This window comes from Stenotrophomonas sp. YJH_SMC_58 (assembly GCF_059369635.1).
In genome coordinates this window covers 58500-82939 of record NZ_JCAFSW010000003.1, presented here as the reverse complement: position 1 = coordinate 82939, position 24440 = coordinate 58500, and the positions used below count along the sequence as shown (strand labels likewise).

Sequence of the window (24440 nt, the reverse complement as noted above, 5' to 3'; positions counted from 1 at the left end):
CGTTGGCAGTGAACCGATGTCGAGCATCCATCCTGGCGGGCATTCTCGAACTCATGCCCAGCCCTCAACTGCTTGCCGGCCGCCGATCCATAGTCGGCAACGTCTACACCATCACCATGGTGTGCCGGAACCGCCATCGCGTTTTCGATAGCCCTGCCAATGCCGACCTTGCCATGCAGCTCCTCGGATCGATGGATCGGGAAGGCCTGACTGCATCGTTTGCCTGGGTGATCATGCCGGATCACATCCACTGGCTGGCTCAACTACGTGGCCATTCGCTGGGCTACTGCGTGCAGCGCTTCAAGGCGCGCAGCAGCTTTCCAATCAACCGGCGGCGAGGGAGCCAGGGTGCAATCTGGCAGGCGGGTTATCACGATCATGCGATCCGCAGTGACGCGTCGCTGCACAGGCACGCTTGCTACATTCTGGCAAATCCCGTTCGAGCCGGTCTTGCCGCGCAGATCGGTGACCATCCGTATGGATGGTGCCGCTGGCCGTTGAGCGAGCTTGAGTTGGCAGGCGAACGCGCATGGTGATGGAACCGACCGGGTAGAGTCGACCCGGTAGAGTCGACTGTTAGTCGACTGCCTTTCTCAATGCCGCCGAAGAGCCCGCACTGCGTGCGTTAATCGACTAACAGTCGACTCTACCAGTCGCCGCTACGCGCTAGGTGCCGGTACCCGCACCATCTTCGTCATCAAGTGTTCCACCACACCCGCAGGGTCCGCCGTGCGGCCCACATGCGTGCTCGACATCTGCACGATCGAGCTGCGCTTGGCGGTAAGGAAGTGGAAGCGGGCACGCGCGGGCAGTTGCGCGATCGGCCCGGCGCTGGCGTCGCCGCGGCAGATGGCCACGATCGCATCCAGCCATGGTTGCAGCGCCTCCTGGTCCAGCGCCGGCGCGAAGGCCTGCAGGCGCGCAGGATCGATCTCGATGGCCGCTTCCAGATGGCGCGCGCCAGGGCAGGAGACGATCACCCCGACGTTGATGAACTCCTCGCGTTCCACCCGCGGTACCACGCGGATGATCGCGTAGTCATACGTGTGCAGCGTGGGCACGGATGGCCTCCTGCACGAACACAGCACGCACTTTCAGGCGGTGCTTGAGATAATCGATGTAACCCTGGCGGTAGGCTTGGGGGCTGTCGAACGCCGGCTCGTTGACCAGCCAGCTGTCCGGCACCAGGCCGACGATGCGCTCGATCTCGGCATCGGTCAGGCGCGCGGCCAGCTCGGCATCCACCTCGGCGATGCGACTGGCGAACGACAGCAGCACATGGTCGCGGATCAGCACGAACGGCTTTTCGCACGCATCGCCGGCGTTGGCCCAGTCGTGATGGAAGTACATGGCCGCACCGTGATCGATCAGGTACGGCTTTCGATGCCACACCATCAGGTTGGGATTGCGCGTGGTGCGATCGACATTGCTGGTGAACGCATCGAACCAGACGATGCGCGAGGCCAGGTCGGCATCCACCGGCATTGCTGCCGGGTCGTAGTTGATTGCGCCGGGCAGGTAGTCCAGGCCCAGGTTCAGGCCCTCGCTGGCGCGGATCAGCTCCTGGATCTCCGGGTCCGGTTCGGTGCGGGCGAACTCGCGGTCCAGCTCGACGAACAGGATCTCTGGAATCGGCAGGCCCAGCGAGCGCGCCATCTCGCCGGCGATCAGCTCGGCGATCAGCGCCTTCGGGCCCTGGCCGGCGCCACGGAACTTCAGCACGGCCATGCCGTCGTCGTCGGTCTCGACCACGGCCGGCAGGGAGCCACCTTCCCGCAAGGGGGTGATGTAGCGAAGGGCATGTACGGTGCGCATGCGCGCATTCTAGCGTGGGTGCAGGCGCAACCCTCTGATCGGCGAGGACCGATTTCGGCCTTCACCTGTCCCTTCCGCCTGCGATGGCAGCATCCTGCTACAGGAACCCTTGGGTTCATGAGCGTACTGGCACTCTCGATGCAGAGGCTCCAGGCCGGGCACCTGCTCGGCTGCCAGCGACGCGCACTGCGAAGCGGAAACCTCATCCACGATGTCCTGCAGGCTACGGAGGTGCACCGATGAGCGACGAATTCACTCCCATTCTGCCGACCTTGGACGATGCCAAGGCGGAAGAAATGATCGGCAAGGTCGTCCTGGTCGGGGTCACCCGCTATGGCGGCGACGGCCAGGTGAAGGGGCTGGAGCAGTACGCCGGCACGGTGTTGCGCATCAGCGCCGACGAGGGCGTTGTGCTGGCCGACGAGAATGATGGCCACGAGCGCTATTTGCCGCCGATGCTGGACCAGTACCAGCCAGCCGAGCCCGGGGAGTACCGCATGCGCACCAGTGGCATGATCGTGGTCGACCCCGACTATCTGGCCACCTGGGACCTGCACGCGCAGCAGTAGTGCCAGGCCATACCTGGCAGGTGCCGGCAGTGCCCCGGCACCTCCCGGAGCCGCACTTTGCCCCATCCGGCCACTAGCCCTTCCGGCCCATTCACGACAACCCCTGCGGTGCTAGATTCGGGTCCATGCCCGATTCCGGGCGCCCATTCACACTCCAGGGGATAAGGATGCTCATCCGTCGAACCTCTCTGGCGGCGGCTGTTGCCGTTGCCACCGTCGGCCTGCTGGCCGCTGGACCGGCTTTCGCTGATTACGCGAAGCCGCCGGAACACCTGCTCAAGGTGCTGAAGGCGCCGCCGCCGCCGACGCCGAACGTGGCCCCGGGCGGGCAGCGCCTGCTGCTGACCACCGCGCAGACCTACCCGTCAATCAGCCGCGTCGCCCAGCCCTATCTGAAGCTGGCCGGCGTGCGCTTGGAGCCGAAGAACCGCAGCCGCCATGACACGCCAGGTGGCTACGGCATTCCGGCCTGCGTGGCCGATTTCACCCTGGTCGACATCGGCAGCGGCAAGGAGACCAAGGTCAACCTGCCGCAGGGCTGCGCCACCGGCGCGCTGTGGTCGGCCGATGGCAGCCATTTCGCCTTCCAGAATGCGGTCGATACCAGCGTGCAGCTGTGGGTGGGCGATGCGGCTACCGGGCAGGTGAAGCAGGTGCCGAATGTGCAGCTGAACCCGATCTTCGGCAACACCGTGCAGTGGCTGGGCGGCAGCCAGAACCTGCTGGTGAAGCTGGTGCCGGCCAACCAGGGCCCGGCACCGTCCAACGGCGGCGTACCGACTGGCCCGGATGCACAGGAGTCGCTGGGCAGCAGTGGCGAGAGCAGCACCTACGAAGCCCGCGACACGCTGACCAGCGTGCATGACGAGAAGCTGTTCGCTTATTACGGTGCCTCGCAGCTGGCCGTGGTCGATACCGCCGCCAACAGCGTGCGTCTGGTCGGGCAGCCGGCGCTGTTCAACGACGTCAGCGCCGCACCCGATGGCGTGCACGTGCTGACCGAATCGATCAAGGCGCCGTACTCGCATGCGGTGACCTATCAGCGCTTCGCCAACGACGTGGCCGTGCTGGACATCGCCAGCGGCAAATCCACGCCGATTGCCAGCCTGCCGTTGGCCGACCGCGTGCCGGTGCATGGCGTGCCGGAAGGCCCGCGTGGCTTCGACTGGCGTGCCACCGATCCGGCCACCCTGGTCTATGCCGAGGCACTGGACAAGGGCGACTGGAAGGTCAACGTGCCGCACCGCGACCGCGTGCTGATGCTGAAGGCCCCGTTCAACGGCAAGCCGACCGAAATCACCCGTACCGCGCAGCGATTTGAGGGCTTCGCGTGGACCGCCGATCCGGCCGTGGCGTTCCAGTACGAGAACGACGAGAACCGCCACTGGATGCAGACCCGCATCGTCGATGTGGACCAGCCGAAGAAGGAAGGCCGCCTGCTGTGGGACATGTCCAGCGATGAGCTGTACGCCAACCCCGGCAACCTGGTCTTTACCCGCTTGCCGAATGGCGCGCAGGTGGTGCGCCGTGAGGGCAACCATGTGTTCCTCAGCGGCCGTGGCGCGTCGCCGCAGGGCGACCGTCCGTTCCTGGACCGCCTGGACCTGGGCACCCTGAAGAGCGAGCGCCTGTTCCGCAGCAGTGCCGACGCCTACGAACAGTTCCTCGGTTTCAGCAGCACGCCGGGGCGCTACCTGACCTGGCACCAGTCGGTGATCGATCCCCCGAACGCCTTCATCCGCCAGCAGGGTGAGGCAGTGGCCGACGCGAAGACCGGCGAGGCGCAGTTCGCGTCCACCGCGACAGCGCTGACCAAGCTGGTCGACCCGACCCCGGAGGTGCGCCAGATCAAGAAGCAGCTGGTGACCTACAAGCGTGCCGATGGCGTGGACCTGTCGTTCACCCTGTACACGCCGCCGGGCTACAAGGAAGGCCAGCGCGTGCCGGCGATCCTGTATGCGTACCCGGCCGACTTCGCCAATGCCGCGCAGGCCGGCCAGGTGTCCGGTTCGCAGCAGACCTTCACCCGTCTGCAGCCGTACCGCCTGATGCTGCTGGCCGGCTACGCGATCATCGACAACGCCTCGTTCCCGATCGTCGGCGACCCGAAGAACGCGTACGACACTTATCTGGAGCAGCTGGAAGCCGATGCCAAGGCGGCGGTGGACAAGGCCGTGGACATGGGCGTGGTCGACCGCAACCGCATCGGCGTGACCGGCCACAGCCACGGTGGCCTGATGACCGCCAACCTGATCGCGCACACCAAGCTGTTCAAGGCCGGCGTGGCGACCAGTGGTTCGTACAACAAGACCTTCACCCCGTTCGGCTTCCAGAACGAACGCCGCTCGGTCTGGCAGGCGCAGGACGTGTACCTGAAGGCCTCGCCTTTCTTCTATGCCGACAAGATCAAGCTGCCGCTGCTGCTGGTCCACGGCGAGGACGACGCCAACCCGGGCACCGAGCCGTTCCAGTCGCGCAAGCTGTACCAGGCGATCCGCGGCAACGGCGGTACCACCCGCCTGGTGATGCTGCCGAACGAGCCGCACTGGTACACCGCGCTGGAGTCGAACGAGCAGCTGGTATCGGAAATGCTGAACTGGTTCGACACCTACGTGAAGAACGCCAAGTAGTGGAACAGGAAGGCCACCTCCGGGTGGCCTTCCTGCATCCTGCTGTAGCGCCGAGCCCACGCTCGGCTGTAACCAGCCGCACGTGCTCTGCAATCAACTGTGGAGACTCGGTAACGACGTGTTACCGGCACATTCGCATGCCACGCAGTTGGGCTAGGCTGACCCTGTGAGTTCGTCCCGGGTCGGTGCAATGAAAGCCATCGTTCTTGCTGCAACGTTGTCGTTGGTCCTGGTTTCAAACGCCCATGCCCAGTCGCTGCCCACCGAGCTGGCGCAGCTGGGGATCATCGCCGGCATGCCCTACGCCAAGGCCAAGCGCCTGCTGGATGCTGCGGGATGGCAGGTGAAGCCGGCGCAGGGCGCGCCGGAATCGCTGGAGGGCTTTCCGGAAGTGGGGTGCCAGAAGGGCGGGAAGCAGTGCGCGACGACCTTCGAGAAGGGTGAACAGCAGATTGCGCTGCGGCTGGGCACTACCCTGGCAGGGCAGCCGTTCGTGCAGAGCGCTGATTGAGCACCCGAGCTCACGCCAACGGCAGGCGGTCCTGCGCATGCGCCAACCGGTCGTGCAGTTCGCGCACGTGCTCGGCCTTGGCATGGATGCGCGTGGTATCACCGAAACTGCGCAGGTAGGCGCACGCGGCGAAGCCGGCACTCTTCTTTTCGTACTCGGCAATCCAGGCCAGGCGATCCGGGTTGTTGGCCTGCTCGGCTGACCACGCGGCCACCGGCGGACGGATGCGGTACCTCAGGCCAACGCGCCACGGCTTTGGTGTCAGGCGCGCACGGAAGCAGTGCTGCAGCCGGCACATGCGCGCGTACAGGGTGTCGGCGCCCAGCGTTCTGAAGAACGCCTGCAGCTGCTCGTCTTCGGGCAGGAACGTGGCATGCATGGCCAGCACGCGCAATCCAGCCGGCGTGCGGTACGCACGCAGATGCCAGTCCGGATGCTGTTCGCTGAAGGCCGCGACCCGCTGCAGGGCCATGCCTTCGGCGCCACCGGCCGCGGCCAGGCGCCGCTTGCGCTGCATCAGCATCGCCGTGTTGACCAGCAGCACCGCTGCCACCCCCAGCACCAGTCCCACCAGCCAGTGCCAGAGCAGAGTGCCGATGATGGCGCCAGCGAACAGCAGCACTGCAGCGATGATTGCAGGCATCACGCAACCGGCAGGTGGCTGCGCATGATCGATGTCGGCGAACAGCACGTCCGGGGTGTTCAGGCACAGCGCACCGTAGCTGTTGCGGGTGATGATGACGTCGCCGTCGCGCTGCACGATCTGCTCGCGGATCGGCACGCCCTCCACGCCGTAGTTGCTGCGCACTTCGCGTCGCGGCAGCGCCTGCCCGGCGAGGATGGCATTGAGGGCTTCGTTGGCGCGGCGATCGGCGTGCATCTGCGCCTCGGCAGGGCCTTCGTCGGACCAGCCGAAGCGGCGAACGACCACCGGCCGGCCACGGAAACGGGCCTGCAGGCGGGCTTCGGCCCAGTACGCGGGAACGATCATCATCGTGCGGTGCTCCATCTTCCATGGCAGGTGCCGAAGCGAGTCTGGCACAGCGCCGGTGCGCCCGCATCCGCCTGCTGCAGTGGGCCGGGCGGAGTGATAGATTGCGCGCTTCGCATGCACTCCACCAAGGACGGAGCGATGTTCATGATCCTGCGCGGCCTGTTGGCCCTGGCCTGTGCCGGGGCGGTAGGCGTGGCCACCGCAGCGGTACCGGCAGGGCCGCAGATCCTCACCGAGGATGTCAGCCGTTTCTATGCACTTTATGACAGCGCTGGCGGCAAGCCCAGCGTTGCGCAGCTGCGTGGATACCTGGCCGAGGGTTCGGCCGGCCTGGCCGAACTGGCCAAGGCGCGCCGGGTCACTCCCGAACGCATTGCCGAGTCCATCGCCAGCCAGCCCGAGCTGTATGCACAGGGACGAAACTGCCTGGCCGAACTGCCCGCGGTGAAGCAACGGTTGGTACAGGTGTTTTCCAACCTGCAGGCGATCTACCCGCAGACCCGGTTCCCGCCGGTGACCATCGCGGTGGGCCGCGGCCGGCCGGTCGGGCTGACCTCTAAAAGCGGCGTGATCATTGGTCTGGAAGCGCTGTGCGCGGCCGACTTCATGCATGCCAATGTGCAGGATCGCTTCGTGCACGTGATCGCACACGAATACGTGCACATCCAGCAGACCGGCCTGATCGACTTCGAGCCGGGTGACCCGCGTGCCACGGTGCTGCGCGTGTCGTTGGGCGAAGGCATCGCCGAATTCATCACCGAGCTGATTTCCGGCAACGTCGGCAATGGGCGTCACGCGGCCTGGACCCGTGGCCGGGAAGTGCATATCGAAAGCGCGTTCGCGCTGGATCTGGACAGCACCGATCTGTCGCCGTGGCTGTACAACTACAAGCCTGGCTCGCAGGAACCCTACGACCTGGGGTACTGGGTGGGTTACCGCATCGCCAAGGCCTATTACCTGCAGGCCAAGGAGAAGCGTGATGCGGTGCGTGCGCTGATCCAGCAGGACAACCCGAAAACGATCCTGGCCGCCAGTGGCTGGACGCCGGGCATGTGGATGCCGGCGAAAGTCACGGGTGTAGCGGCGCGTACGGCTGCACGCTGAGCACAGGGCAGGGCGTTAGACTGCGCAAGATGATTTCAGGAGTACCCGCATGCGTGGACCTGTTGAGCTTGCCGCTGCAACCGTCGTGACGTTGGGCCTCGCGTTGGCTTCTCCGCTGGGTGCCGCCGAAGTCGTCGCAGTCAATCCGCTGCTGCAGACGCCCATCGACCAGTTGCGCCCCGACGAGGTTCGTTTCATGCAGCAGCGCCTGGCCGATTTTCCGGAGTTGCAGCGCTATCGTGATGCCAACGCGCGACTGCCTGCGGCCGTGCCGGGCCAGCCGCGCGTGGTGTTCTTCGGCGACTCGATCACCGAAGGCTGGGGTGCGGAAGGCAGCGCTGGATTCTTCCCCGGCAAGGGCTGGCTCAACCGCGGCATCAGCGGCCAGACCACGGCGCAGATGCTGGTGCGCTTCCCGCAGGACGTGCTGGCACTGAAGCCACAGGTGGTGGTGATCCTGGCCGGCACCAACGACATTGCCGGCAACACCGGCCCGTCCACGCAGGCGATGATCGAAGACAACCTGCACGCGATGGTGGACCTGGCGCGTGCACATGGCATCGCCGTGGTGCTGGCATCGGTGCTGCCGGTCAGCGATTACCCGTGGCTGCCGGGCACGGCACCTGCGCCCAAGGTGCGCGCATTGAACACGGCATTGAAGCGCTATGCCGATGCGCAGCAGCTGGTCTATCTGGACTACTACACGTCGATGGTCAATGCCGCCGGAGGACTCGATCCGCAGCTGGCCGAGGATGGCGTGCATCCGACGGCGAAGGGCTATGCGGTGATGGCGCCGTTGGCCGAGGCAGCGGTCAAACGCGCGTTGGAGCATGGAAACTGATCACCAGCGGATCGGCTATGCCGATCGGGTGCGACATCCAACTGCAGCGCGGGCCGCCAGCGTCGCGGGGGAAATCACCCCATGCAGATAGCCGCCATCTGAAGCTCAGGCGTCGTCCTGCTTCAACGCCGCATCGGCCGCCAGCAGCGCCTCGGCGGCTGCACTGAGCGGCGGCGACGGCGGGGCAACCACGCCGATCGCTTCCATCATCCTCGGCATCCTCAGGAACTGGCGCGCGCGACGGTCGTAGATGCCGGTGACCAGCAGCGCACGGGTGGCGATCTTCTGCTCGGGCCCGATCAGCACGCGCTGCTCCATGATGCCGCGCGAGCCGATCCAGCCGACCAGGCGTGTTTCCAGGGTGAAGCGCTGGAACGGCTTCAGTTCGCGGCGGAACTGGATGGTGCCGGCGCCGACGATCGGTGCCCACTTCTCGCGCAGCGCCACCCGGCCCAGGCCCATGCGCAGGATCAGGTCCAGCCGGCCCAGATCGAAGATGTTCCAGTAGCGGCCGTTGGTCATGTGCAGGTTGCTGTCCAGGTCGTTGGGCAGTACCCGGAACTGCAGCCGCGAGACCCCGAACGGCGCCTCCAGCTTCGGCCGGAACAGGCTGCACAGCAGCAGGTGGAGCAGGCGGAACCAGAGATTCATGGTTATGACGACTGTTATAGAATCGCCGATACGCTAATTTATGACGACCGTCCTGGCAAGGAGCCTGCCGTGAGCCCGCGCCCCTCTGATGCGCCACAACGCGTGATTGATGCTGCGGCACAGATGCTGGCGCGCGTGGGTCTCAATGCCACCAGCATTCGTGAGGTGACCAAGCTGGCCGAGGCGCCGCTGGGTTCCACCTATCACCACTTTCCCGGCGGCAAGCAGGAGCTGCTGGCGCGCGCCACCCACATGGCTGGTGACAAGGTGGAGGCGCTCCTCGTTGAGTTGTTGAAGGTTGGGGCCGTGCAGGGTCTGCAGCAGTTCCTGGCGATGTGGCGCGAGCGCTTGCTGCGTTCCGGGTTCCGCGCGGGTTGTCCGGTGCTGGCCGCTGCCGTCGAAGAGCCGGTCGAGGCGGTTACCAGCCAACCGCGCGTGGCCGCCGCAGAGGTGTTCGCGCGCTGGCAGCGGCATCTCGCCGCAGCCTTCATTGCCGACGGCCACGAACCTGCGGCGGCGGATGGACTGGCCAGCCTGGTGATCGCCAGCGTGGAAGGCGCCGTGGCGATGTGCCGCGCACTGCAGGACATCGCCCCGTTCGACCAGGTGGCCGCGCAGTTGCTGAAGGCCGCCACGCGGCCTTGATCGGCCGGTGCAGGCAGGCCAGACTCGCCAGCAGCCCACGACTGGATGCCGCCATGGACGAACCGCATCGCCGCCAGGTGATCGAGCACTACCTGCAGGCCTACAACCGCTTCGATATCGACGCCATGCTGGCAGTGCTGGCGCACAACGTACGTTTCGAGAATCACAGTGGCGGCCAGTTGACGATGGTCACTGAAGGCATCGATGCCTTTGGCGAACTGGCACGCCACTCTGCGTCGCTGTTCCGCGAGCGCGAACAGCGCTTGCTGGCGCTGGAGTTCGATGGCGACCAGGCGATGGCGACGATTGGCTGGCGCGGCGTGTTCGCGCAGGATGTTCCCGATGGGCCGCGCGCGGGCACCGAGCTGGAACTGCAGGGCCAGAGCGAGTTCGTGTTCGCGGGTGGCCGCATCGAACGGATCATTGATCGCAGCTGAGGATCGGCCGCTTGGAACCGCCGTCTGGACAGCGGACCCGCTCGCGGTAGAATCCGCCCAACACCGCCTACGCGTGCCCGGCAAGGATGTCCGCATGCAGCATCAGGTTCCCGAGGTCCCTGGCCGCGATGCCTCCCGCTTCCTGGCGGCGGCATGAAGCGCTCGCGCCAATTTTCACGCAGTCCGCTTGCATTGCCGATGAACCGCGGCAGCGAAGTCGTGCGTGCGCGCCGGCACTTGCAGCAGCGCGGTTGGCCACGCCTGGCCCTCTTCGCGGTTTTCGTTCCTCCCCGGCCCTGCGCTATGATCGGCTCAGGGGACCCGGAACGTGGCCCGGCTTCAACCAACCCTGACAAGGACATGCGCATGGATGTCGCTGCACGCAGGAACAGGACGTTGTTTCGTTGGATCATGGTGACGCTGCTGGCGGTACTGATGCCGTTTGCAGCGCTGGCGCAGCCCGCAGCCCGGCAGGCCGATGGCGCCGAAGCCGCCACTGCCGCGGAAGAGGCGCGATGCCGCGCCTGCAGCTATGAGCGTATCGGGCACAAGGTCGATATCGGGCTGGTTGCACTGGTGTCGCTGCTGGTGGTGGGCCTGCTGGTAGCGGCGTCCCGCGAGTGGGGCACCACCTCGCAGCGCTGGACCTGCCGCACGCTGGCTCTGTTGCTGATGGGTGTCGGTGTGGCATTGCTGTGGTGGGCTGGCAGCGTCGTCTACCTGGGCTACAACCCGTGGCAGGAAATGGCCGCCCCTGTCGATGGTTCGCTTACCTCGACACTGCTCAACACCTCACCGAAGTGGCTGGCGGCGCTGGCGTTGATTGGTTTCGCACCTTCCATCTGGAAGCGCAGCGAGCGCCTGCCGGCCTGGCGTATCGGCTGATCCTGGAACGACGGCGCCGGATCACACCCGGCGCCGCCTGCGGTCATCAGTCAAACCGCAAACGCACACCAGCGTAGATGCCACGGCCTTCGCCTGGCGTCGAGCGGGCAATATCCCTGCCTGCGTCGTCGTAGCCCGGCGTGACCGTGGCGGCGTAGTGGCGGTTGCCGAGGTTGCGCATCTCCGCCCAGGCCTGCCAGCGGCCACCGGGTGCGTCGTAGCCGATGCGGCTGCCGAAGATCACGTGGCTGTCAGCCCAGTAGCTGTTGGCGTAGTCGACGGCGATGCGCGAGGCGTATTCGGTATTGAGCGCGGCGTACAGGCCGGATGCATGATCGAAGCGCAGCTCGGCCTGGTAGGCGTGGCGCGGCAGGCCGGGCAGGCGGTTGCTGCCGAAACGCGCGTCGTGGCGATAGCGGAAATCGCTGAAGGTATACGCCTGGCGCAGCGACAGGCGGCCCGGTGCAGCCTGCCACAGCGTGCTGTCCAATCCGGCCTCGATGCCGCGGTGAACGGTGGGGCTGGCGTTGTTCTCGGCGATGAACAGGTTCGGCACCGGTTGCAGTTCGACGCTCAGCAGTTCGTGGTTCACGTGAGCGTAGTAGCCGGTCAGTTCCCAGCGGCCCAGCGCGGCGTCACCGCGCGCGCCCAGTTCCAGCGTGGTGGCGGTCTGGTTCCGCATCGGCACCGGCGCGCGCTGGCGGCCGCTGGACGGGCCATTGCCCGGCCCGAAGTACTGGTTCGAGCCCCAGATCATCGACCACGGATGTGGCGCCTCCACCGAGCGGCTGAGGTTGCCGAACCACTGGGTCTGGGCGCTGTGCTGCCAAGTGAAGCCCAGTCGCGGCGCATAGTCCCAGTCGTGGTCGCGCAGGCGGCCACCACTGCTTGGCCAGGTCACCTGCACATCGCGGCGGGTGTTGATCAGCGCCAGCCCGGTCTGCATGCGCAGACGGTCGTTCAACGCCAGGGTGTTGCTGACGTGCAGCGTGCTGTCGGTGCCGTGGTGCCGGAAGTCACGCGTGCGCGTACCGGCGGCATAGCCGTTGCTGGCAAAGCGCAGCGACTCGCGCACATCGGCGTCCAGATCGTGGGTGACGCGCAGGCCGACCGTGGTCTCGCTGTCCAGGCCGAACAGCCGGTGGCGGCGGCGGTAGTCCAGCGTGGCGTTGAGGTTGGCGTAGTCCAGCTGCTGCCGGTACAGGCTCTCGTTCAAGTCCATCGGGTACTTGTGATAGACCAGCCCGGCCTGCAACGAGGAGTCCTCATCGATCTGCAGCGTGGTGACGTTGCCCACCCAGGTGCTGCCCGGCTGCGGGCGACGTGCATCGATGGCCAGGTTGGCCGCATTCGCGGCACGCGGATCGTTGCGGATCTGATCGCGGGTCAGGCGGCCGGGCGTTTCATGATTGGTTTCGCGATAGCGCACGAAGAAGCGCGTCTGCAGGTCGGGCGTGATCTGCCATCCCACATTCGCCATCGCACCCTTGCCGTCGCCGCGCGTATGACGCTGGTAACCGTCGAATTCGGTATCGGTGTAGGCCAGGAAGTAGTCGACATCACCACTGACGCCGCCCCAGCTGATGCCGCGCTTCTGGTAGCCACGGCTGCCGGCTTCGTAGTGCAGCTGCACGCCCGCCGAATCACGACCGCTGCGGCTGACGTAGTCGATGGCACCACCCAGCGCCAACGCACCGCGCTCGAAGCCGTTGGCGCCGCGCAGGACTTCCACGCGCGACAGCCACAGCGGTTCCAGCAGCTCGTAGGGCGTGCCCCCCGGGCCGGTCAGTGGCAGGCCGTCGATCGACACCGCAATACCCGAGGCGTGCGCGCCCGGGCCCCGGTTGATGCCCGAGCCACGGATCGAGATCTTGGTGCCCTCATTACCCGGCGACTGCGCGCTGATACCCGGCTGGTAGGCCAGCACATCGGCGCTGGTGGACAGTCGGCTGTCGGCCTTGGCCATGTCGATCAGGTTGCTGGCGCCGGGCACGCGCTTCAGCGCCTCGCGCGCCTGCGCGCTGGCATCGGCGGCAGCGGTGACCTGCACGGCATCCAGCGTGGTGGCCTGTGGGGCCGCAGCGGCGGTGGAAGAGAGGCCGAGGGAAACGGCCAGGAACAGCAGCGAGGGGGTGGGGCGGTACGACGAGAGCGACATGCGGGAATGCTGTAAACTACCAAAGTGGCGCGCAAGTTAACAGGTCGGCGGCGTCACGTCACCCGTCGCTCGCGTATGGCCGCCCGCAACATCCATGTAGAGCCGAGTCCATGCTCGGCTATCGCGCGCAGCGCGGGTCTCCTGAGATCGCAACGAAGAGCAGCCGAGCATGGGCTCGGCTCTGCAGCAGGGTTCAGGGCGAGGGCTTCGCCAGCGCCTTGGCCTTCGCGTACAGCCGATCAGCCGCTTCCCTATCGCCCAATGCCGCATGGCACTCGGCCAGGCTGTCCCACGCGTTGGCCGAATCCGGATACAACTCGGCGTTGAGCGCGAACACTTTCAGTGCCTTGCTGGCACCCAGACTCTCGCGGATGGCATAGCCATCGGCATTGATCGCACGTTCCAGTTCATCGGTGGGAACGCCATTGCTGTCGCGCAGCCAGCTACGCATTCGCGGTTTCGCATCGGTGCTGTCATCCAGCGCATAGCCGATCAGCCGCTCGGACAGCACAGCGTGCGGAAACTCCCCGGGCGCAACCACCGCCATCGTGCTCTCCACCAGCGTGCTGGACCAGACATTGCGGGCGCTGCCGTTGGTCAGGTACACGAACATCCAGTAGCCACTGGCCAGCGTGCCCTTGTAGGCCAGCCGGGCACGTACGCGGGTGCCGCCGTCATGGCCGACCTGGGTGTAGCCGTCGCTTCGGGTGGTGTCCCAACCGGTGGAGAAGAAATTGCTGCCGCCACCGCTCAGTTTCTGCGGCTGCCAGAGCTTTTCCAGGGTCGCCGTGCGCACCAGCTTTCCGCTCGCCAGCGCCTGCAGGAAACGGTTCATGTCGCCCACGGTGGTCTGCAGATCGGCATGGCCCCAGCCGTAGTCCGGCCAGGCATCTTCATTGGCCGGCTGCAGCTGGCCGTCCTTGCCGGTGTAAGGCACCGCCGCGCGCTTGGCTGGCACGCTGGCAACGCCCCACGAGGTGCTGGTCATCTTCAGCGGTTGCAGGATGCGTTCGCGAGCGATGGCCGGGTAGGGCTTGCGGTAGTGCGCTTGCAGCAACGCCGTCAGCACCAGGTAGTTGGCCTGGGTGTACTGCACGCGGCTGCCGGTGGCGAACTGCATCGGTACAGCGCCGGCCACCTTCAGCGCAGTGCCAAGGTCAGGCGCTACACCGGGGTAGCCCTTGCTCACCCAGCGGTTATCCACCCGGTTGTAGTACTCGCCGATACCCGAGCTGTGGTTGAGGAAGTCGCGCACGTGGATTGCCTGCCATGCAGTCGGCAGGTCCGGCACATAGCGGCTCGCCGACGCATCCAGATCCACCTTGCCCTGGTCGACCAGTTGCATCACCAGCGTGCTGGTCAGCAGCTTGGCCATCGACTGCGCGGCGAAGATGGTCTCGACGGTGGCGGGCGCATGGGTAGCGGGATCACGTTCACCGCTGGCGCCCTGGTACAGCACCTGACCGTTGTGGGCGACCAGTACCGCCTGGCCGGCGATGCCGTAGCGTTCGCGGTTGGTCTGCAGTTGGGTGCTGAGCTGCTTGGAAAGATCGCCGGCAGTTTCAAGCGCCGAAACGGGTGGGATCGCAAACAGCGTGCAGAGCAATGCAACGGCCAGGGTGCGGTACATCGCGGTGATCCATCAGCGGTGATGGCGCATGTTGGTCACGTCGGAAGAGCGGGTCAAGGGCACCGATTCCCGCATCAGGGAGAGCCGGCCAGCGGCCGGCACTACCACACGTTTCCGGTAGTGCCGGCCGCTGGCCGGCACCCCTGCGATCAGCCGAGGATGCCCGGCAGATCCAGCCCCTTTTCCTTCGCGCATTCAATCGCGATCTCATAGCCCGCGTCGGCATGGCGCATCACGCCGGTGGCCGGGTCGTTCCACAGCACGCGGCCAATCCGCTTCGCCGCTGCCTCGGTACCGTCGCAGACGATCACCATGCCGGCATGCTGGGAGAAGCCCATGCCCACGCCGCCGCCATGGTGCAGCGAGACCCAGGTCGCGCCGCTGGCGGTGTTGAGCAGGGCGTTCAGCAGCGGCCAGTCGGACACCGCGTCGGAGCCGTCGGCCATCGCTTCGGTTTCGCGGTTCGGCGAGGCGACGCTGCCACTGTCCAGATGGTCGCGACCGATCACCACCGGCGCCTTCAGTTCGCCGTTGGCGACCATCTCGTTGAACGCCAGGCCAAGTCGATCACGATCACCCAGGCCGACCCAGCAGATGCGCGCCGGCAGGCCCTGGAACTTGATCTTCTCGGCGGCCATGTCCAGCCAGCGGTGCAGGTGCGGGTTGTCCGGAATCAGTTCCTTCACCTTGGCATCGGTCTTGGCGATGTCTTCCGGGTCGCCACTCAGTGCCGCCCAACGGAACGGGCCGATGCCACGGCAGAACAGCGGGCGGATGTAGGCCGGCACGAAACCCGGGAAATCGAAGGCATTGGCCACACCTTCTTCCAGCGCCATCTGCCGCAGGTTGTTGCCGTAGTCCACGGTCGGCACGCCCAGCGCGTGGAAGCCGAGCATGGCGCGGATGTGGTTGGCCATCGATGCGCGCGCGGCCTTCTCCACTTCCTTGGGGGCGGAAACGCGCTTCTCGTCCCACTGCTCGACCGTCCAGCCCTGCGGCAGGTAGCCGTTCACCGGGTCGTGCGCGGAGGTCTGGTCGGTCAGCAGGTCCGGCTTCACGCCGCGCTTGAGCAGTTCGGCCAGCACGTCGGCGACGTTGCCGAGCAGGCCCACCGACTTCGGCGTACCGGCCTTGCACGATTCATCGATCAGGCGCAGCGCTTCGTCCAGGTTGTCGGTCCAGGTATCCAGGTAGCCGGTGCGCAGGCGCATGTCGATGCTGCTCTTGCGGCACTCGACGGCCAGGCAGGAGGCGCCGGCCATCACGGCAGCCAGCGGCTGTGCACCACCCATGCCGCCGAGGCCACCGGTGAACAGCCACTTCCCGGTCAGGTCGCCGCCGAAATGCTGGCGCCCCATTTCCACGAAGGTCTCGTAGGTGCCCTGCACGATGCCCTGCGCACCGATGTAGATCCAGCTGCCGGCGGTCATCTGGCCGTACATGGCCAGGCCCTTCTTATCCAGCTCGTTGAAGTGGTCCCAGTTGGCCCAGCGCGGCACCAGGTTGGAATTGGCGATCAGCACGCGCGGTGCATCGGCGTGGGTGCGGAACACGCCCACGGGCTTGCCGGACTGCACCAGCAGGGTCTGGTCATCGTCCAGTCGCTTGAGCGTTTCGACGATCGCATCGAAGCTCTCCCAGTCACGCGCGGCGCGGCCGATGCCGCCGTACACCACCAGTTCCTGCGGCCGCTCGGCCACATCCGGGTGCAGGTTGTTCATCAGCATGCGCAGCGGTGCTTCGGTCAGCCAGCTCTTGGCATTGAGCGTGGTGCCGGTCGGCGCGGCGACGGTGCGGGATGGGTCGTTGCGGGTCATGCGGCGCTCCGGTTCGTAGCGAATTCAAGGCAGGCATTGAGCACCTGCGCCAGGGTGTGGCGCAGCGGTGCGGCGTGGTCGGGGTCGAGCGGGGTGGGCCAGCTGTGCTCGTCCACCTGGTCGGGCAACGGTTCGTGCATGTAGCCGCGGCAGGCCAGCTCCATCTGCAGGCTGTGCACGCCGCCGGCGACGTTGCTGTAGTGGCGGGTGATCCAGCCGCCCTTGAAGCGGCCGTTGCGCACCTGGCTCATGCCGCTGATCTTCAGCAGGTTCTCCACCACGTCGCTCAAGGCGTTGTCGCAGGAGGTGTCTGGTGCGCCGGACGGGCCGGCGGTACCGAGGTTGAACTGCGGCAGCTCGCCGTCGAACAGGTGCGGGATGTGCGAGCGGATCGAATGCGCGTCGTACACCACCACGGTGCCGTGTCGTGCACGCAGGCGGGTGATCTGTGCGGCCAGCGCATCGTGGTAGGGCAGGAAATACGTGTCGCGGCGACGGGCGATTTCTGCTTCGTCCGGTTCGCGCCCGGCGTGGTACAGCGGCTGGTTGTCGAAGGTGGTCAGCGGACACAGGCCGGTCGTGTTCTGGCCCGGGTACAGCGACACGCCGCTGGGATCGCGGTTGAGGTCGATCACCGAACGCGAGATCGCCGAGCGCACCGTGGTCGCGCCCATGCCGCGCACGAAGTCGTACAGCTCGTGCACCCACCAGTCGGCATCGCGGCGGGCCAGCCACGGCGAGTGGTAGTCGCCGATCAGGTCGTGCGGCAGCTCGCTGCCGGTATGCGGGAAGCTGACGATGAGGGGGGCATCGCCCTCGTGCACCGTCAACCATTCAGGAAGGGTCGTCATGCCTGCGGTTCCACAGTCGGCAACAGATCGCCCAGGCCCTGCGCCAGCGCGCCACTGCGCACAAGATTCGTGGCGGTCACCATGTCGGGGTGGAAATAGCGGTCTTCTTCCAGCGTCGGCACCTGCGCACGCAGGGTGGCGCGCACCGTTTCCAGCGCGGCGCTGGAGCGCAGCGGCGCGTGGAAGTCGCATCCCTGCGCAGCGGCCAGCAGCTCGATGCCGATCACGTTGGCCGCGTTCTCGGCCATCTGCATCAGCCGGCGTGCGCCATGCGCGGCCATCGACACATGGTCTTCCTGGTTGGCCGAGGTCGGAATCGAATCAACGCTGGCCGGGTAGGCGCGCTGCTTGTTTTCCGAGACCAGTGCAGCGGCGGTCACCTGCGGAATCATGAAGCCGGAATTCAGGCCCGGGCGCGGGGTCAGGAACGCCGGCAGGCCGGACAGGGCCGGGTCCACCAGCATCGCCAGGCGGCGCTCGCTGATCGAACCGATCTCGCACACCGCCATCGCCAGCATGTCGGCGGCGAAGGCCACTGGCTCGGCGTGGAAGTTGCCACCGGACAGCGCTTCGCCGGTGTCGGTGAACACCAGCGGATTGTCGGACACGCCGTTGGCTTCAATTTCCAGCGTGGTCGCGGCCTGGCGCAGGATGTCCAGCGCCGCGCCCATCACCTGCGGCTGGCAGCGCAGGCAGTACGGGTCCTGCACGCGCACGTCGTTGTCGCGATGCGACTCGCGGATGTCCGAGCCCTGCATCAGCGCGCGCAGGGTGGCGGCGGCGGCGATCTGCCCGCGCTGGCCGCGGATCGCGTGGATGCGCGGGTCGAAGGGCGTGTCGGAACCCTTGGCTGCTTCCACCGACAGTGCGCCGGTCACCAGTGCGGCCTGGAACACCGTCTCGATCTCGAACAGGCCCGCCAGCGCATAGGCGGTGGAGAACTGGGTGCCGTTGAGCAGCGCCAGGCCTTCCTTCGCGCCCAGTTCGATCGGCTGCAGGCCGGCACGTGCCAGTGCGTCGGCTGCCGGTAGGCGCTCGTCACCGATGAAGGCTTCGCCTACGCCCAGCATCACGCTGGCCAGGTGCGAGAGCGGCGCCAGGTCACCCGAGGCACCCACCGAACCCTGTGCGGGCACCACCGGCAGCACGCCCTTGACCAGCATCGCTTCCAGCAGCAGCAGGGTCTCCTCGCGAATGCCTGACGCACCCTGCGCCAGGCTGACCAGCTTAAGCGCCATCATCAGGCGCACCACGCTGGCCGGCATCGGCTCGCCCACGCCGGCGGCATGCGAGAGCACGATGTTCCGCTGCAGGGTGGCCAGATCTTCGCGCTCGATGCGCACGCTGGCCAGCTTGCCGAAACCGGTGTTGATGCCATACACCGGCGCGCCCTTGGCGACGATGGCGGCCACCGCCGCAGCACTGGCGCGCACCACCGGCAGCGCGGCCGGGTCCAGTGCAAGCGGCGCACCGCGATAGACCTGCCGCCACTGGGCAAGAGTGACATGGCCGGGGCGAAGAACCAGGGTGTTGCTCATGTGTTGCTCCAGGAGGCAGGCAGGTCGGGCTGTCCGCGCACCACGCGCGCGTGCAGCGGGTTGAATCCAATGCGATAGACCAGGTCGGCGGGGGCATCGATGTCCCAGATCGCCAGGTCGCAGTCCAGGCCCACGGCGAGGCGGCCGATGCGGTCGCTGCGTCCGAGCGCGCGCGCCGCTTCACGGGTGAAGCCGGCGATGCACTCATCCACGGTCAGGCGGAACAGGGTGGCGCCCATGTTCATCGCCAGCAGCGGGCTGGTCAGCGGCGAAGTGCCCGGATTGCTGTCGGTGGCCAGCGCCAGCGGCACGGCGGCCGCACGCAGCGCAGCGATCGGCGGCAGGGTGGTATCGCGGGTGAAATAGAAGGCGCCAGGCAACAGCACGGCGACGGTGCCGGCGGCGGCCATCGCGGCGATGCCGGCATCGTCCAGATGTTCGATATGGTCGGCCGAGAGGGCACCGAAGCTGGCGGCCAGTTCGGCGCCATGCTGGTTGCTCAGCTGCTCGGCATGGATCTTCACCGCCAGCCCGTTGGCGCGCGCCGCTTCGAAGACCTGCCGCGCCTGCGCCGGCGAGAAGGCGATGTTCTCGCAGAATACGTCCACCGCTTCGGCCAGGCCTTCGGCGGCGATGGCCGGAATCATCACGTTGCACACCTCGTCGGTGTATTCCTGCGCCTCGCGGCCTGGCGGAATCGCGTGTGCGCCGAGGAATGTGGTCACCACGTTGATCCGGCACTCCTCGCCCAGCGCACGCGCTACCTGCAGCTGCTTGCGTTCGTCGGGCAGGGTCAGGCCGTAGCCGGACTTGATTTCGATCGTGGTCACGCCTTCGGCACGCATCGCCAGCAGGCGCGGCCGGCTTTCGCTGGCCAGCTGTTCCGGGGTGGCAGCACGGGTGGCGCGCACGGTGGAGACGATGCCGCCGCCGGCACGGGCGATCTCGGCATAACTGACGCCCTGCAGGCGCTGCTCGAATTCGTTGGCGCGGTTGCCGGCGTAGACCAGGTGGGTGTGGCAGTCGATCAGGCCGGGCGAGATCCAGCGGCCTTCGCCATCGATGCGGGTGGTCGGCTGCAGGTGGGCGTCGCTGCCGGCCGGGCCGACATGGACGATGCGGCCGTCGGCGCAGGCCAGCACGCCATCGCGGATGACACCCAGCCCCTCGCCATCGAGGGTGATCAGGTGGACGTTGGACCAGAGGGTATCGACGTGCATGGCATCCACAACGCGGCTGTGCTTATATGTCTATACAATATAGGCGTCCATTTCGGGTTGTCCAGCCATGTCCGATTCGCGTTCCCCGCTCTGTTTCCATGCCACCCACGCCCTTCTGGCCGATGGCTGGGCCCGCGATGTCCGCCTGCAGGTGCAGGACGGCCGCATCACGGCGATCCACATGGGGCAGGGCGCCCAGCACGGCGACTCCCGCGTCGGCATCCTGGTGCCGGGCCTGCCCAACCTGCACAGCCATGCCTTCCAGCGCGGCATGGCCGGGCTGACCGAGATCGGCGGCGGTGACGGTGACAGCTTCTGGAGCTGGCGTGAGCTGATGTACCGTTTTCTGGCCCATCTGCGCCCGGACGCAGTGCAGGCCATCGCCGCCCAGGCCTACATGGAAATGCTGGAAAGCGGCTTCACCCGCGTCGGCGAATTCCATTACCTGCACCACGACGCCGAGGGTCGCGCCTATGCCAACCGCGCCGAGATGAGTGCACGGATTGCTGCCGCCGCCGACCAGACCGGCATCGGCCTGACCCTGCTGCCGGTGTTCTATGCACATGCCGATTTCGGCGGGGCGCCGCCGAATCCGGCACAGCGTCGCCTGATCCACGACGTGGACGGTTTCGCGCAGCTGCTGGACGCCGCCAAGCCGGCACTGGCCGCGCTGCCGGATGCGGTGCTCGGCATCGCGCCGCACAGCCTGCGTGCAGTCACCGGCGAGGAATTGAGTGCGTTGCTGCCGCTGACCGACGGCCCGGTGCACATCCATATCGCCGAGCAGGTGCGTGAAGTCGAGGCCTGCCTGGCCTGGAGCGGCCAGCGTCCGGTGCAGTGGCTGTACGACCATGCACCGGTGGATGCGCGCTGGTGCCTGGTGCACGCCACCCACATCACCGACGATGAGCGCGCCGCCATCGTGGCCAGCCAGGCCGTGGCCGGCCTGTGCCCGATCACCGAAGCCAATCTGGGCGACGGCCTGTTCCCGATGCAGGCGTTCGCGCGCGAGGGCGGGCGCTTCGGTGTCGGCTCCGATTCCAATGTGCTGATCGATGCGGCCGAAGAACTGCGCCTGCTCGAATACGGCCAGCGCCTGACCCTGCGCGGTCGCAACGTGCTGGCCCCGGATGCCACCCGCAGTACCGGCCGCTTCCTGTTCGAAGGCGCACTGCACGGTGGTGCACAGGCGCTGGGCGTGGCCGCTGGCCTGCAGATCGGCGGCAGTGCCGACCTGGTCGAACTGGATGCCGGGCACCCGGCGCTGCAGGCGCGACAGGATGACGCATGGCTTGACAGCTGGGTGTTCGCCGCACGTAATGGCGCGCTGCGATCGGTCTGGCGCCATGGCCGCCAATGCGTGGCCGAGGGCCGCCACCTGCAGCGCGAGGCGATCACCACCGCCTTTACCGCCGCCCTGCGTGGCGTGCTGGGCTGATCGCCTCCCGCTACCGAGACCCCATTACGTGAAGGCCAGCAAGTCCGCCACGCTCAACCAGCGTATCCGCAGCGATCTGGAAAGCCGCATCCTCAGCGGAGAATGGGCGCCGGGCTTCCGGATTCCGTACGAGCACGAGCTGATGGAGCAGTACGGCTGCTCGCGGATGACGGTGAACAAAGTGCTGACCGCGTTGGCCGAGAGCGGCATGATCGAGCGTCGCCGCCGTGCCGGTTCGTTCGTGGCGCGGCAACCCCCGCACCTGGAGCAGGTGGCGCTGGAGATCCCCGATATCGCGATGGAGGTTGGCTCGCGCGGCCACCAGTACACCTATCGCCTGCTGCAGCGCGACCTGCGCCTTGCCGATGCCGGCAATGCCGGTGAAGTCGAGCTGGCCGGACAGGAAAACCTGCTGGCGATGCGCTGCCTGCATCTGGCCGATGGTCGCCCGCTGGCGCTGGAGCATCGCCTGATCAGCCCGGTGGGCGTGCCTGAGGTACTGGAGGTCGACTTCAGCACTACCGCGCCGGGCAGCTGGCTGCTGCAGAACGTGTCGTGGACCCGTGCCCAGCACCGCATCAGTGCCTGGGGGGCAGATACCGCCACCGCCAAGCTGCTGGACGTGAAGCCCGGTACCGCCTGCCTGGTGATCGAACGCCTGACCTGGCGTGGCGAACAGCCGATCACCCGCGTGCGCCAGGTGTTCCTTGGGGATGCCTGGGACCTGGTGGCGCGCTTCGCGCCGGGCGCGCGATAGGGATTCCATCCACGCATGGCGTGGATCTACCAAGGGGTTCGCTCGATGCGCGATGAGTCGAGCGTGGCTCGACTCTGCAAAGGCGCCCACGCATGGCGTGGACCTACCAAAGATTCGTGCATCGGGATTCAGTAGATCCACGCCATGCGTGGATGTTGGTCCCAATCAATACGTGGCGCATTGCCGCCAGCGTACCGGCTCATTCACGCCCGGGCGGGCATTGAGCTGGATGCGCACGTTGCGCAGGGCGGGGTAGTGCAGCACTTCCTCGCAGACCTGCGGCCACACCGCGTCCAGCTCGCCCGTGCGGTTGATCGCCAGCGTCTGGCGGGTCAGCCAGACCCCGCTGGCGATACCGGGCTTGCCGGCCAAGGCGCGGGAAAGATCGGCCTGGAAGCGCTCCAGCGTGGCGGCATCCGGGTTGGGGTTGCTGCGCGCGTCGGCTGAGGGCGCGGCCGGTGCAGGCGCTGCGGCCGGCGGCGTGGTGGCGGGGACCGGCGCCGGTTCGGGCGCCGCTTCAACCGCAGGTGCAACCGGCGCGGGGGTGTCCGCCACCTCGGCAACAGGCGGGGTGTCCTGCACATGCAAGCCTTGCAGGCTCAATCCCACCAGCAGGCCCAGCGTGACCGCGCCGAGCGCGGCAATGGCGATCCGGCGCAGGGCTTCATGGCGGGCGCTGGCACGCACACGGCTTTCGATTTCCGCCGGCAGGTACGGCTGCAGCAGCGGCCACAGGCGTGGACCGTCCAGCACCTCGACCGCCTGCTTCTCGGCAGCGCTGCGCCCGTCGCGTTCCATCCGGCCTTCGGTCAGCAGCACGCCGCCCTTGGCGCCGGCCAGGCGCGCAGCAGCCCCCAGCTCGTTCACTGCGGCGGTGCCGATACGGTAGGCAAGGCCATGCTTGCAGGACACCAGCCACTGGTTGGGGCCGTCGCATAGCAGGAAGTCGCTGCTCGGCTCGCGGGATTCCTCCGCCGGATCATTCAGTTCACGCAGGCCGCGCTGTTCGCGCAGCATGCGCTTGACCAGTACCGAGAACTCGCGCCAGTGCATGCCGGCCAGCGCTTGCAGGCCGAGTTGCATCTCCTTCTGCCGCCGCTTGATCCACCACAGATAGACAACAGCCAGGGAACAGGTAAGCAGGGCCGACAGCAGGGCCAGGATCCAAGGGAGCATGCAGGAGGTGCGCGGAAGGGGCGAATGCGGAAGACGACAGTGTAAAGGTCGCACTATCCGGCTGGGTCAGGACGTTCCTGACAGGAAGCGTGATGGAACGCTCAGATCGGCATACGGCGGGCACGAAAAACCCGCCAATCCTGAAGCCGTGAGGGGAGGGAACAAACGGCAGCCGAAGCGATTGGCGGGTTGCTCGCGATTGTCAATCAAATTTTATTGCATTGCAACAATGGCCGGTCAGGGCACGCTGCCTGGCGACTGATGGCTGCCCGGGGCGGGAGCATCGGCGCCCGAGGCCGCACGGTTTTCCAGCTTGGCCAGCCGCGCGTGCAGGGCGTCGATGCGGGCTTCCAGCGCGGTCACCTCGTCCGCAGTGGGGACATGCAGGCGCTTGAGGACGCCCTGCACCTGGTCATCGAAGGCCTTTTCGACCTTGTTCCAGGTGCCAGAGGCCTTCTCGCGGGCCTCATCCAGCGAGGATTCCACGTTGTCGCGCCAGCCCGGACCCTGTTCGCCGTGGCGTTCACGGCGGCGGGCCTCCCAGGCTTCGCCTTCCTTCACCAGGCCGTCGAAGAAGCGGCTGCCTTCGGCCTGTGCACGGCCAAGAGCGCCCAGGCCGGCCAGCCAGACCTGCTGCGCCGAGTCACTCAGCTTGCGCGAGAAGCGCTCGGCCTGGTCACCGAACGAGGCGTCGTCGTTGCGGCGGTCATCGTTTTCGTACTGGTTCATCGCACTTCCCGTGGGAGTTGGGCCTGCCCCGAGAGTAGCGCGCA

23 protein-coding genes are annotated in these 24440 nt (G+C 66.9%); 11 read left to right on the top strand and 12 right to left on the bottom strand.

Annotated elements, in window-relative coordinates:
- Window positions 1–53 precede the first annotated feature (53 nt).
- Window positions 54–536 (top strand): REP-associated tyrosine transposase, encoded by a 483-nt coding sequence (locus tag AC5P68_RS05050; RefSeq protein WP_049453822.1) that lies wholly within the window; start codon window positions 54–56, stop codon window positions 534–536.
- A 123-nt stretch (window positions 537–659) separates the two neighbouring features.
- On the opposite strand, the gene AC5P68_RS05045 is transcribed toward AC5P68_RS05050, so the two are convergent.
- Both AC5P68_RS05045 and AC5P68_RS05040 read right to left on the bottom strand, forming a co-directional pair.
- Window positions 660–1061 (bottom strand): DUF3037 domain-containing protein, encoded by a 402-nt coding sequence (locus tag AC5P68_RS05045; protein ID WP_049403103.1) that lies wholly within the window; start codon window positions 1059–1061, stop codon window positions 660–662.
- The gene (locus AC5P68_RS05040; RefSeq protein ID WP_049452060.1) at window positions 1039–1815 is read right to left on the bottom strand and encodes a HipA family kinase; all 777 of its coding nucleotides are present in this window, start codon (window positions 1813–1815) and stop codon (window positions 1039–1041) included. The genes AC5P68_RS05045 and AC5P68_RS05040 overlap by 23 nt, the downstream gene beginning before the upstream one ends.
- Window positions 1816–2054: 239 nt before the next feature.
- On the opposite strand from AC5P68_RS05040, the gene AC5P68_RS05035 reads away from it, so the two are divergent.
- From AC5P68_RS05035 to AC5P68_RS05025, 3 genes are all read left to right on the top strand, one after another.
- Window positions 2055–2384, top strand: coding sequence for a hypothetical protein (locus tag AC5P68_RS05035; protein ID WP_005413891.1), 330 nt, complete (start codon window positions 2055–2057; stop codon window positions 2382–2384).
- Between the two features lie 167 nt (window positions 2385–2551).
- Window positions 2552–5014 (top strand): S9 family peptidase, encoded by a 2463-nt coding sequence (locus tag AC5P68_RS05030; RefSeq protein ID WP_231522426.1) that lies wholly within the window; start codon window positions 2552–2554, stop codon window positions 5012–5014.
- A 190-nt stretch (window positions 5015–5204) separates the two neighbouring features.
- Window positions 5205–5525, top strand: a complete 321-nt coding sequence (locus AC5P68_RS05025; protein WP_164208665.1) for a hypothetical protein — start codon at window positions 5205–5207, stop codon at window positions 5523–5525.
- A gap of 10 nt (window positions 5526–5535) precedes the next feature.
- On the opposite strand, the gene AC5P68_RS05020 is transcribed toward AC5P68_RS05025, so the two are convergent.
- Window positions 5536–6519 carry a hypothetical protein gene (locus AC5P68_RS05020; protein WP_164208663.1) on the bottom strand — a complete coding sequence of 328 codons (984 nt, stop codon included), beginning with the start codon at window positions 6517–6519 and terminating at the stop codon, window positions 5536–5538.
- A gap of 138 nt (window positions 6520–6657) precedes the next feature.
- Between AC5P68_RS05020 and AC5P68_RS05015 the strand changes: the two genes are divergently transcribed.
- A complete protein-coding gene (locus AC5P68_RS05015) occupies window positions 6658–7623 on the top strand; it encodes a DUF2268 domain-containing putative Zn-dependent protease (protein WP_049452058.1) in 966 nt (321 codons plus the stop codon).
- A 49-nt stretch (window positions 7624–7672) separates the two neighbouring features.
- Entirely contained in the window at window positions 7673–8464 is a 792-nt protein-coding gene (locus tag AC5P68_RS05010; protein WP_231522425.1) for an SGNH/GDSL hydrolase family protein, read from the top strand.
- Window positions 8465–8569: 105 nt separating this feature from the next.
- Here AC5P68_RS05010 and AC5P68_RS05005 read toward each other — a convergent pair whose 3' ends face one another.
- Window positions 8570–9115 carry a thioesterase family protein gene (locus tag AC5P68_RS05005; RefSeq protein ID WP_184013597.1) on the bottom strand — a complete coding sequence of 182 codons (546 nt, stop codon included), beginning with the start codon at window positions 9113–9115 and terminating at the stop codon, window positions 8570–8572.
- 69 nt (window positions 9116–9184) lie between these two features.
- Between AC5P68_RS05005 and AC5P68_RS05000 the strand changes: the two genes are divergently transcribed.
- The 3 genes from AC5P68_RS05000 (at window position 9185) to AC5P68_RS04990 (ending at window position 11082) form a co-directional block, all read left to right on the top strand.
- A complete protein-coding gene (locus tag AC5P68_RS05000) occupies window positions 9185–9760 on the top strand; it encodes a TetR/AcrR family transcriptional regulator (RefSeq protein ID WP_231522424.1) in 576 nt (191 codons plus the stop codon).
- Window positions 9761–9813: 53 nt separating this feature from the next.
- Window positions 9814–10197 (top strand): nuclear transport factor 2 family protein, encoded by a 384-nt coding sequence (locus tag AC5P68_RS04995; protein WP_049403097.1) that lies wholly within the window; start codon window positions 9814–9816, stop codon window positions 10195–10197.
- Window positions 10198–10563: 366 nt separating this feature from the next.
- Entirely contained in the window at window positions 10564–11082 is a 519-nt protein-coding gene (locus AC5P68_RS04990) for a hypothetical protein (protein WP_331283607.1), read from the top strand.
- A 46-nt stretch (window positions 11083–11128) separates the two neighbouring features.
- Here AC5P68_RS04990 and AC5P68_RS04985 read toward each other — a convergent pair whose 3' ends face one another.
- The 6 genes from AC5P68_RS04985 to hutI all read right to left on the bottom strand — a co-directional run bounded on the left by AC5P68_RS04985 (window position 11129) and on the right by hutI (window position 20296).
- Window positions 11129–13240: a TonB-dependent receptor family protein gene (locus AC5P68_RS04985; RefSeq protein WP_231522422.1), complete on the bottom strand. Its 2112-nt coding sequence runs from the start codon at window positions 13238–13240 to the stop codon at window positions 11129–11131.
- A gap of 193 nt (window positions 13241–13433) precedes the next feature.
- Window positions 13434–14870, bottom strand: coding sequence for a serine hydrolase domain-containing protein (locus AC5P68_RS04980; RefSeq protein ID WP_231522421.1), 1437 nt, complete (start codon window positions 14868–14870; stop codon window positions 13434–13436).
- A gap of 149 nt (window positions 14871–15019) precedes the next feature.
- Window positions 15020–16687, bottom strand: coding sequence for a urocanate hydratase (hutU, locus tag AC5P68_RS04975; protein WP_231522420.1), 1668 nt, complete (start codon window positions 16685–16687; stop codon window positions 15020–15022).
- Window positions 16684–17538 carry an N-formylglutamate deformylase gene (hutG, locus tag AC5P68_RS04970; protein WP_049403091.1) on the bottom strand — a complete coding sequence of 285 codons (855 nt, stop codon included), beginning with the start codon at window positions 17536–17538 and terminating at the stop codon, window positions 16684–16686. The genes hutU and hutG overlap by 4 nt, the downstream gene beginning before the upstream one ends.
- Window positions 17535–19076 (bottom strand): histidine ammonia-lyase, encoded by a 1542-nt coding sequence (gene hutH / locus AC5P68_RS04965; RefSeq protein ID WP_049431539.1) that lies wholly within the window; start codon window positions 19074–19076, stop codon window positions 17535–17537. The genes hutG and hutH overlap by 4 nt, the downstream gene beginning before the upstream one ends.
- Complete coding sequence (hutI, locus tag AC5P68_RS04960) at window positions 19073–20296, bottom strand: imidazolonepropionase (protein ID WP_288419744.1); 1224 nt, start codon at window positions 20294–20296, stop codon at window positions 19073–19075. The genes hutH and hutI overlap by 4 nt, the downstream gene beginning before the upstream one ends.
- A 67-nt stretch (window positions 20297–20363) precedes the next feature.
- On the opposite strand from hutI, the gene AC5P68_RS04955 reads away from it, so the two are divergent.
- Window positions 20364–21734, top strand: a complete 1371-nt coding sequence (locus tag AC5P68_RS04955) for a formimidoylglutamate deiminase (protein ID WP_288419743.1) — start codon at window positions 20364–20366, stop codon at window positions 21732–21734.
- Between the two features lie 28 nt (window positions 21735–21762).
- The gene (gene hutC, locus AC5P68_RS04950) at window positions 21763–22491 is read left to right on the top strand and encodes a histidine utilization transcriptional repressor HutC (RefSeq protein ID WP_005410189.1); all 729 of its coding nucleotides are present in this window, start codon (window positions 21763–21765) and stop codon (window positions 22489–22491) included.
- A gap of 165 nt (window positions 22492–22656) precedes the next feature.
- On the opposite strand, the gene AC5P68_RS04945 is transcribed toward hutC, so the two are convergent.
- Window positions 22657–23667, bottom strand: coding sequence for a restriction endonuclease (locus AC5P68_RS04945; protein WP_049431530.1), 1011 nt, complete (start codon window positions 23665–23667; stop codon window positions 22657–22659).
- Between the two features lie 237 nt (window positions 23668–23904).
- The gene (locus AC5P68_RS04940; RefSeq protein ID WP_024956383.1) at window positions 23905–24396 is read right to left on the bottom strand and encodes a phasin family protein; all 492 of its coding nucleotides are present in this window, start codon (window positions 24394–24396) and stop codon (window positions 23905–23907) included.
- Between the last annotated feature and the right edge of the window lie 44 nt (window positions 24397–24440).

What these genes read in the sequence shown, in the direction of transcription:
- AC5P68_RS05050 (WP_049453822.1), top strand. Translation starts at nt 54, where the DNA reads ATGCCCAGCCCTCAACTGCTTGCCGGCCGCCGATCCATAGTCGGCAAC.
- AC5P68_RS05040 (WP_049452060.1), bottom strand. Translation starts at nt 1,815, where the DNA reads ATGCGCACCGTACATGCCCTTCGCTACATCACCCCCTTGCGGGAAGGT.
- AC5P68_RS05035 (WP_005413891.1), top strand. Translation starts at nt 2,055, where the DNA reads ATGAGCGACGAATTCACTCCCATTCTGCCGACCTTGGACGATGCCAAG.
- AC5P68_RS05030 (WP_231522426.1), top strand. Translation starts at nt 2,552, where the DNA reads ATGCTCATCCGTCGAACCTCTCTGGCGGCGGCTGTTGCCGTTGCCACC.
- AC5P68_RS05025 (WP_164208665.1), top strand. Translation starts at nt 5,205, where the DNA reads ATGAAAGCCATCGTTCTTGCTGCAACGTTGTCGTTGGTCCTGGTTTCA.
- AC5P68_RS05020 (WP_164208663.1), bottom strand. Translation starts at nt 6,519, where the DNA reads ATGATGATCGTTCCCGCGTACTGGGCCGAAGCCCGCCTGCAGGCCCGT.
- AC5P68_RS05015 (WP_049452058.1), top strand. Translation starts at nt 6,658, where the DNA reads ATGTTCATGATCCTGCGCGGCCTGTTGGCCCTGGCCTGTGCCGGGGCG.
- AC5P68_RS05010 (WP_231522425.1), top strand. Translation starts at nt 7,673, where the DNA reads ATGCGTGGACCTGTTGAGCTTGCCGCTGCAACCGTCGTGACGTTGGGC.
- AC5P68_RS05005 (WP_184013597.1), bottom strand. Translation starts at nt 9,115, where the DNA reads ATGAATCTCTGGTTCCGCCTGCTCCACCTGCTGCTGTGCAGCCTGTTC.
- AC5P68_RS04995 (WP_049403097.1), top strand. Translation starts at nt 9,814, where the DNA reads ATGGACGAACCGCATCGCCGCCAGGTGATCGAGCACTACCTGCAGGCC.
- AC5P68_RS04990 (WP_331283607.1), top strand. Translation starts at nt 10,564, where the DNA reads ATGGATGTCGCTGCACGCAGGAACAGGACGTTGTTTCGTTGGATCATG.
- AC5P68_RS04985 (WP_231522422.1), bottom strand. Translation starts at nt 13,240, where the DNA reads ATGTCGCTCTCGTCGTACCGCCCCACCCCCTCGCTGCTGTTCCTGGCC.
- AC5P68_RS04980 (WP_231522421.1), bottom strand. Translation starts at nt 14,870, where the DNA reads ATGTACCGCACCCTGGCCGTTGCATTGCTCTGCACGCTGTTTGCGATC.
- hutU (WP_231522420.1), bottom strand. Translation starts at nt 16,687, where the DNA reads ATGACCCGCAACGACCCATCCCGCACCGTCGCCGCGCCGACCGGCACC.
- hutG (WP_049403091.1), bottom strand. Translation starts at nt 17,538, where the DNA reads ATGACGACCCTTCCTGAATGGTTGACGGTGCACGAGGGCGATGCCCCC.
- hutH (WP_049431539.1), bottom strand. Translation starts at nt 19,076, where the DNA reads ATGAGCAACACCCTGGTTCTTCGCCCCGGCCATGTCACTCTTGCCCAG.
- hutI (WP_288419744.1), bottom strand. Translation starts at nt 20,296, where the DNA reads ATGCACGTCGATACCCTCTGGTCCAACGTCCACCTGATCACCCTCGAT.
- AC5P68_RS04955 (WP_288419743.1), top strand. Translation starts at nt 20,364, where the DNA reads ATGTCCGATTCGCGTTCCCCGCTCTGTTTCCATGCCACCCACGCCCTT.
- AC5P68_RS04945 (WP_049431530.1), bottom strand. Translation starts at nt 23,667, where the DNA reads ATGCTCCCTTGGATCCTGGCCCTGCTGTCGGCCCTGCTTACCTGTTCC.
- AC5P68_RS04940 (WP_024956383.1), bottom strand. Translation starts at nt 24,396, where the DNA reads ATGAACCAGTACGAAAACGATGACCGCCGCAACGACGACGCCTCGTTC.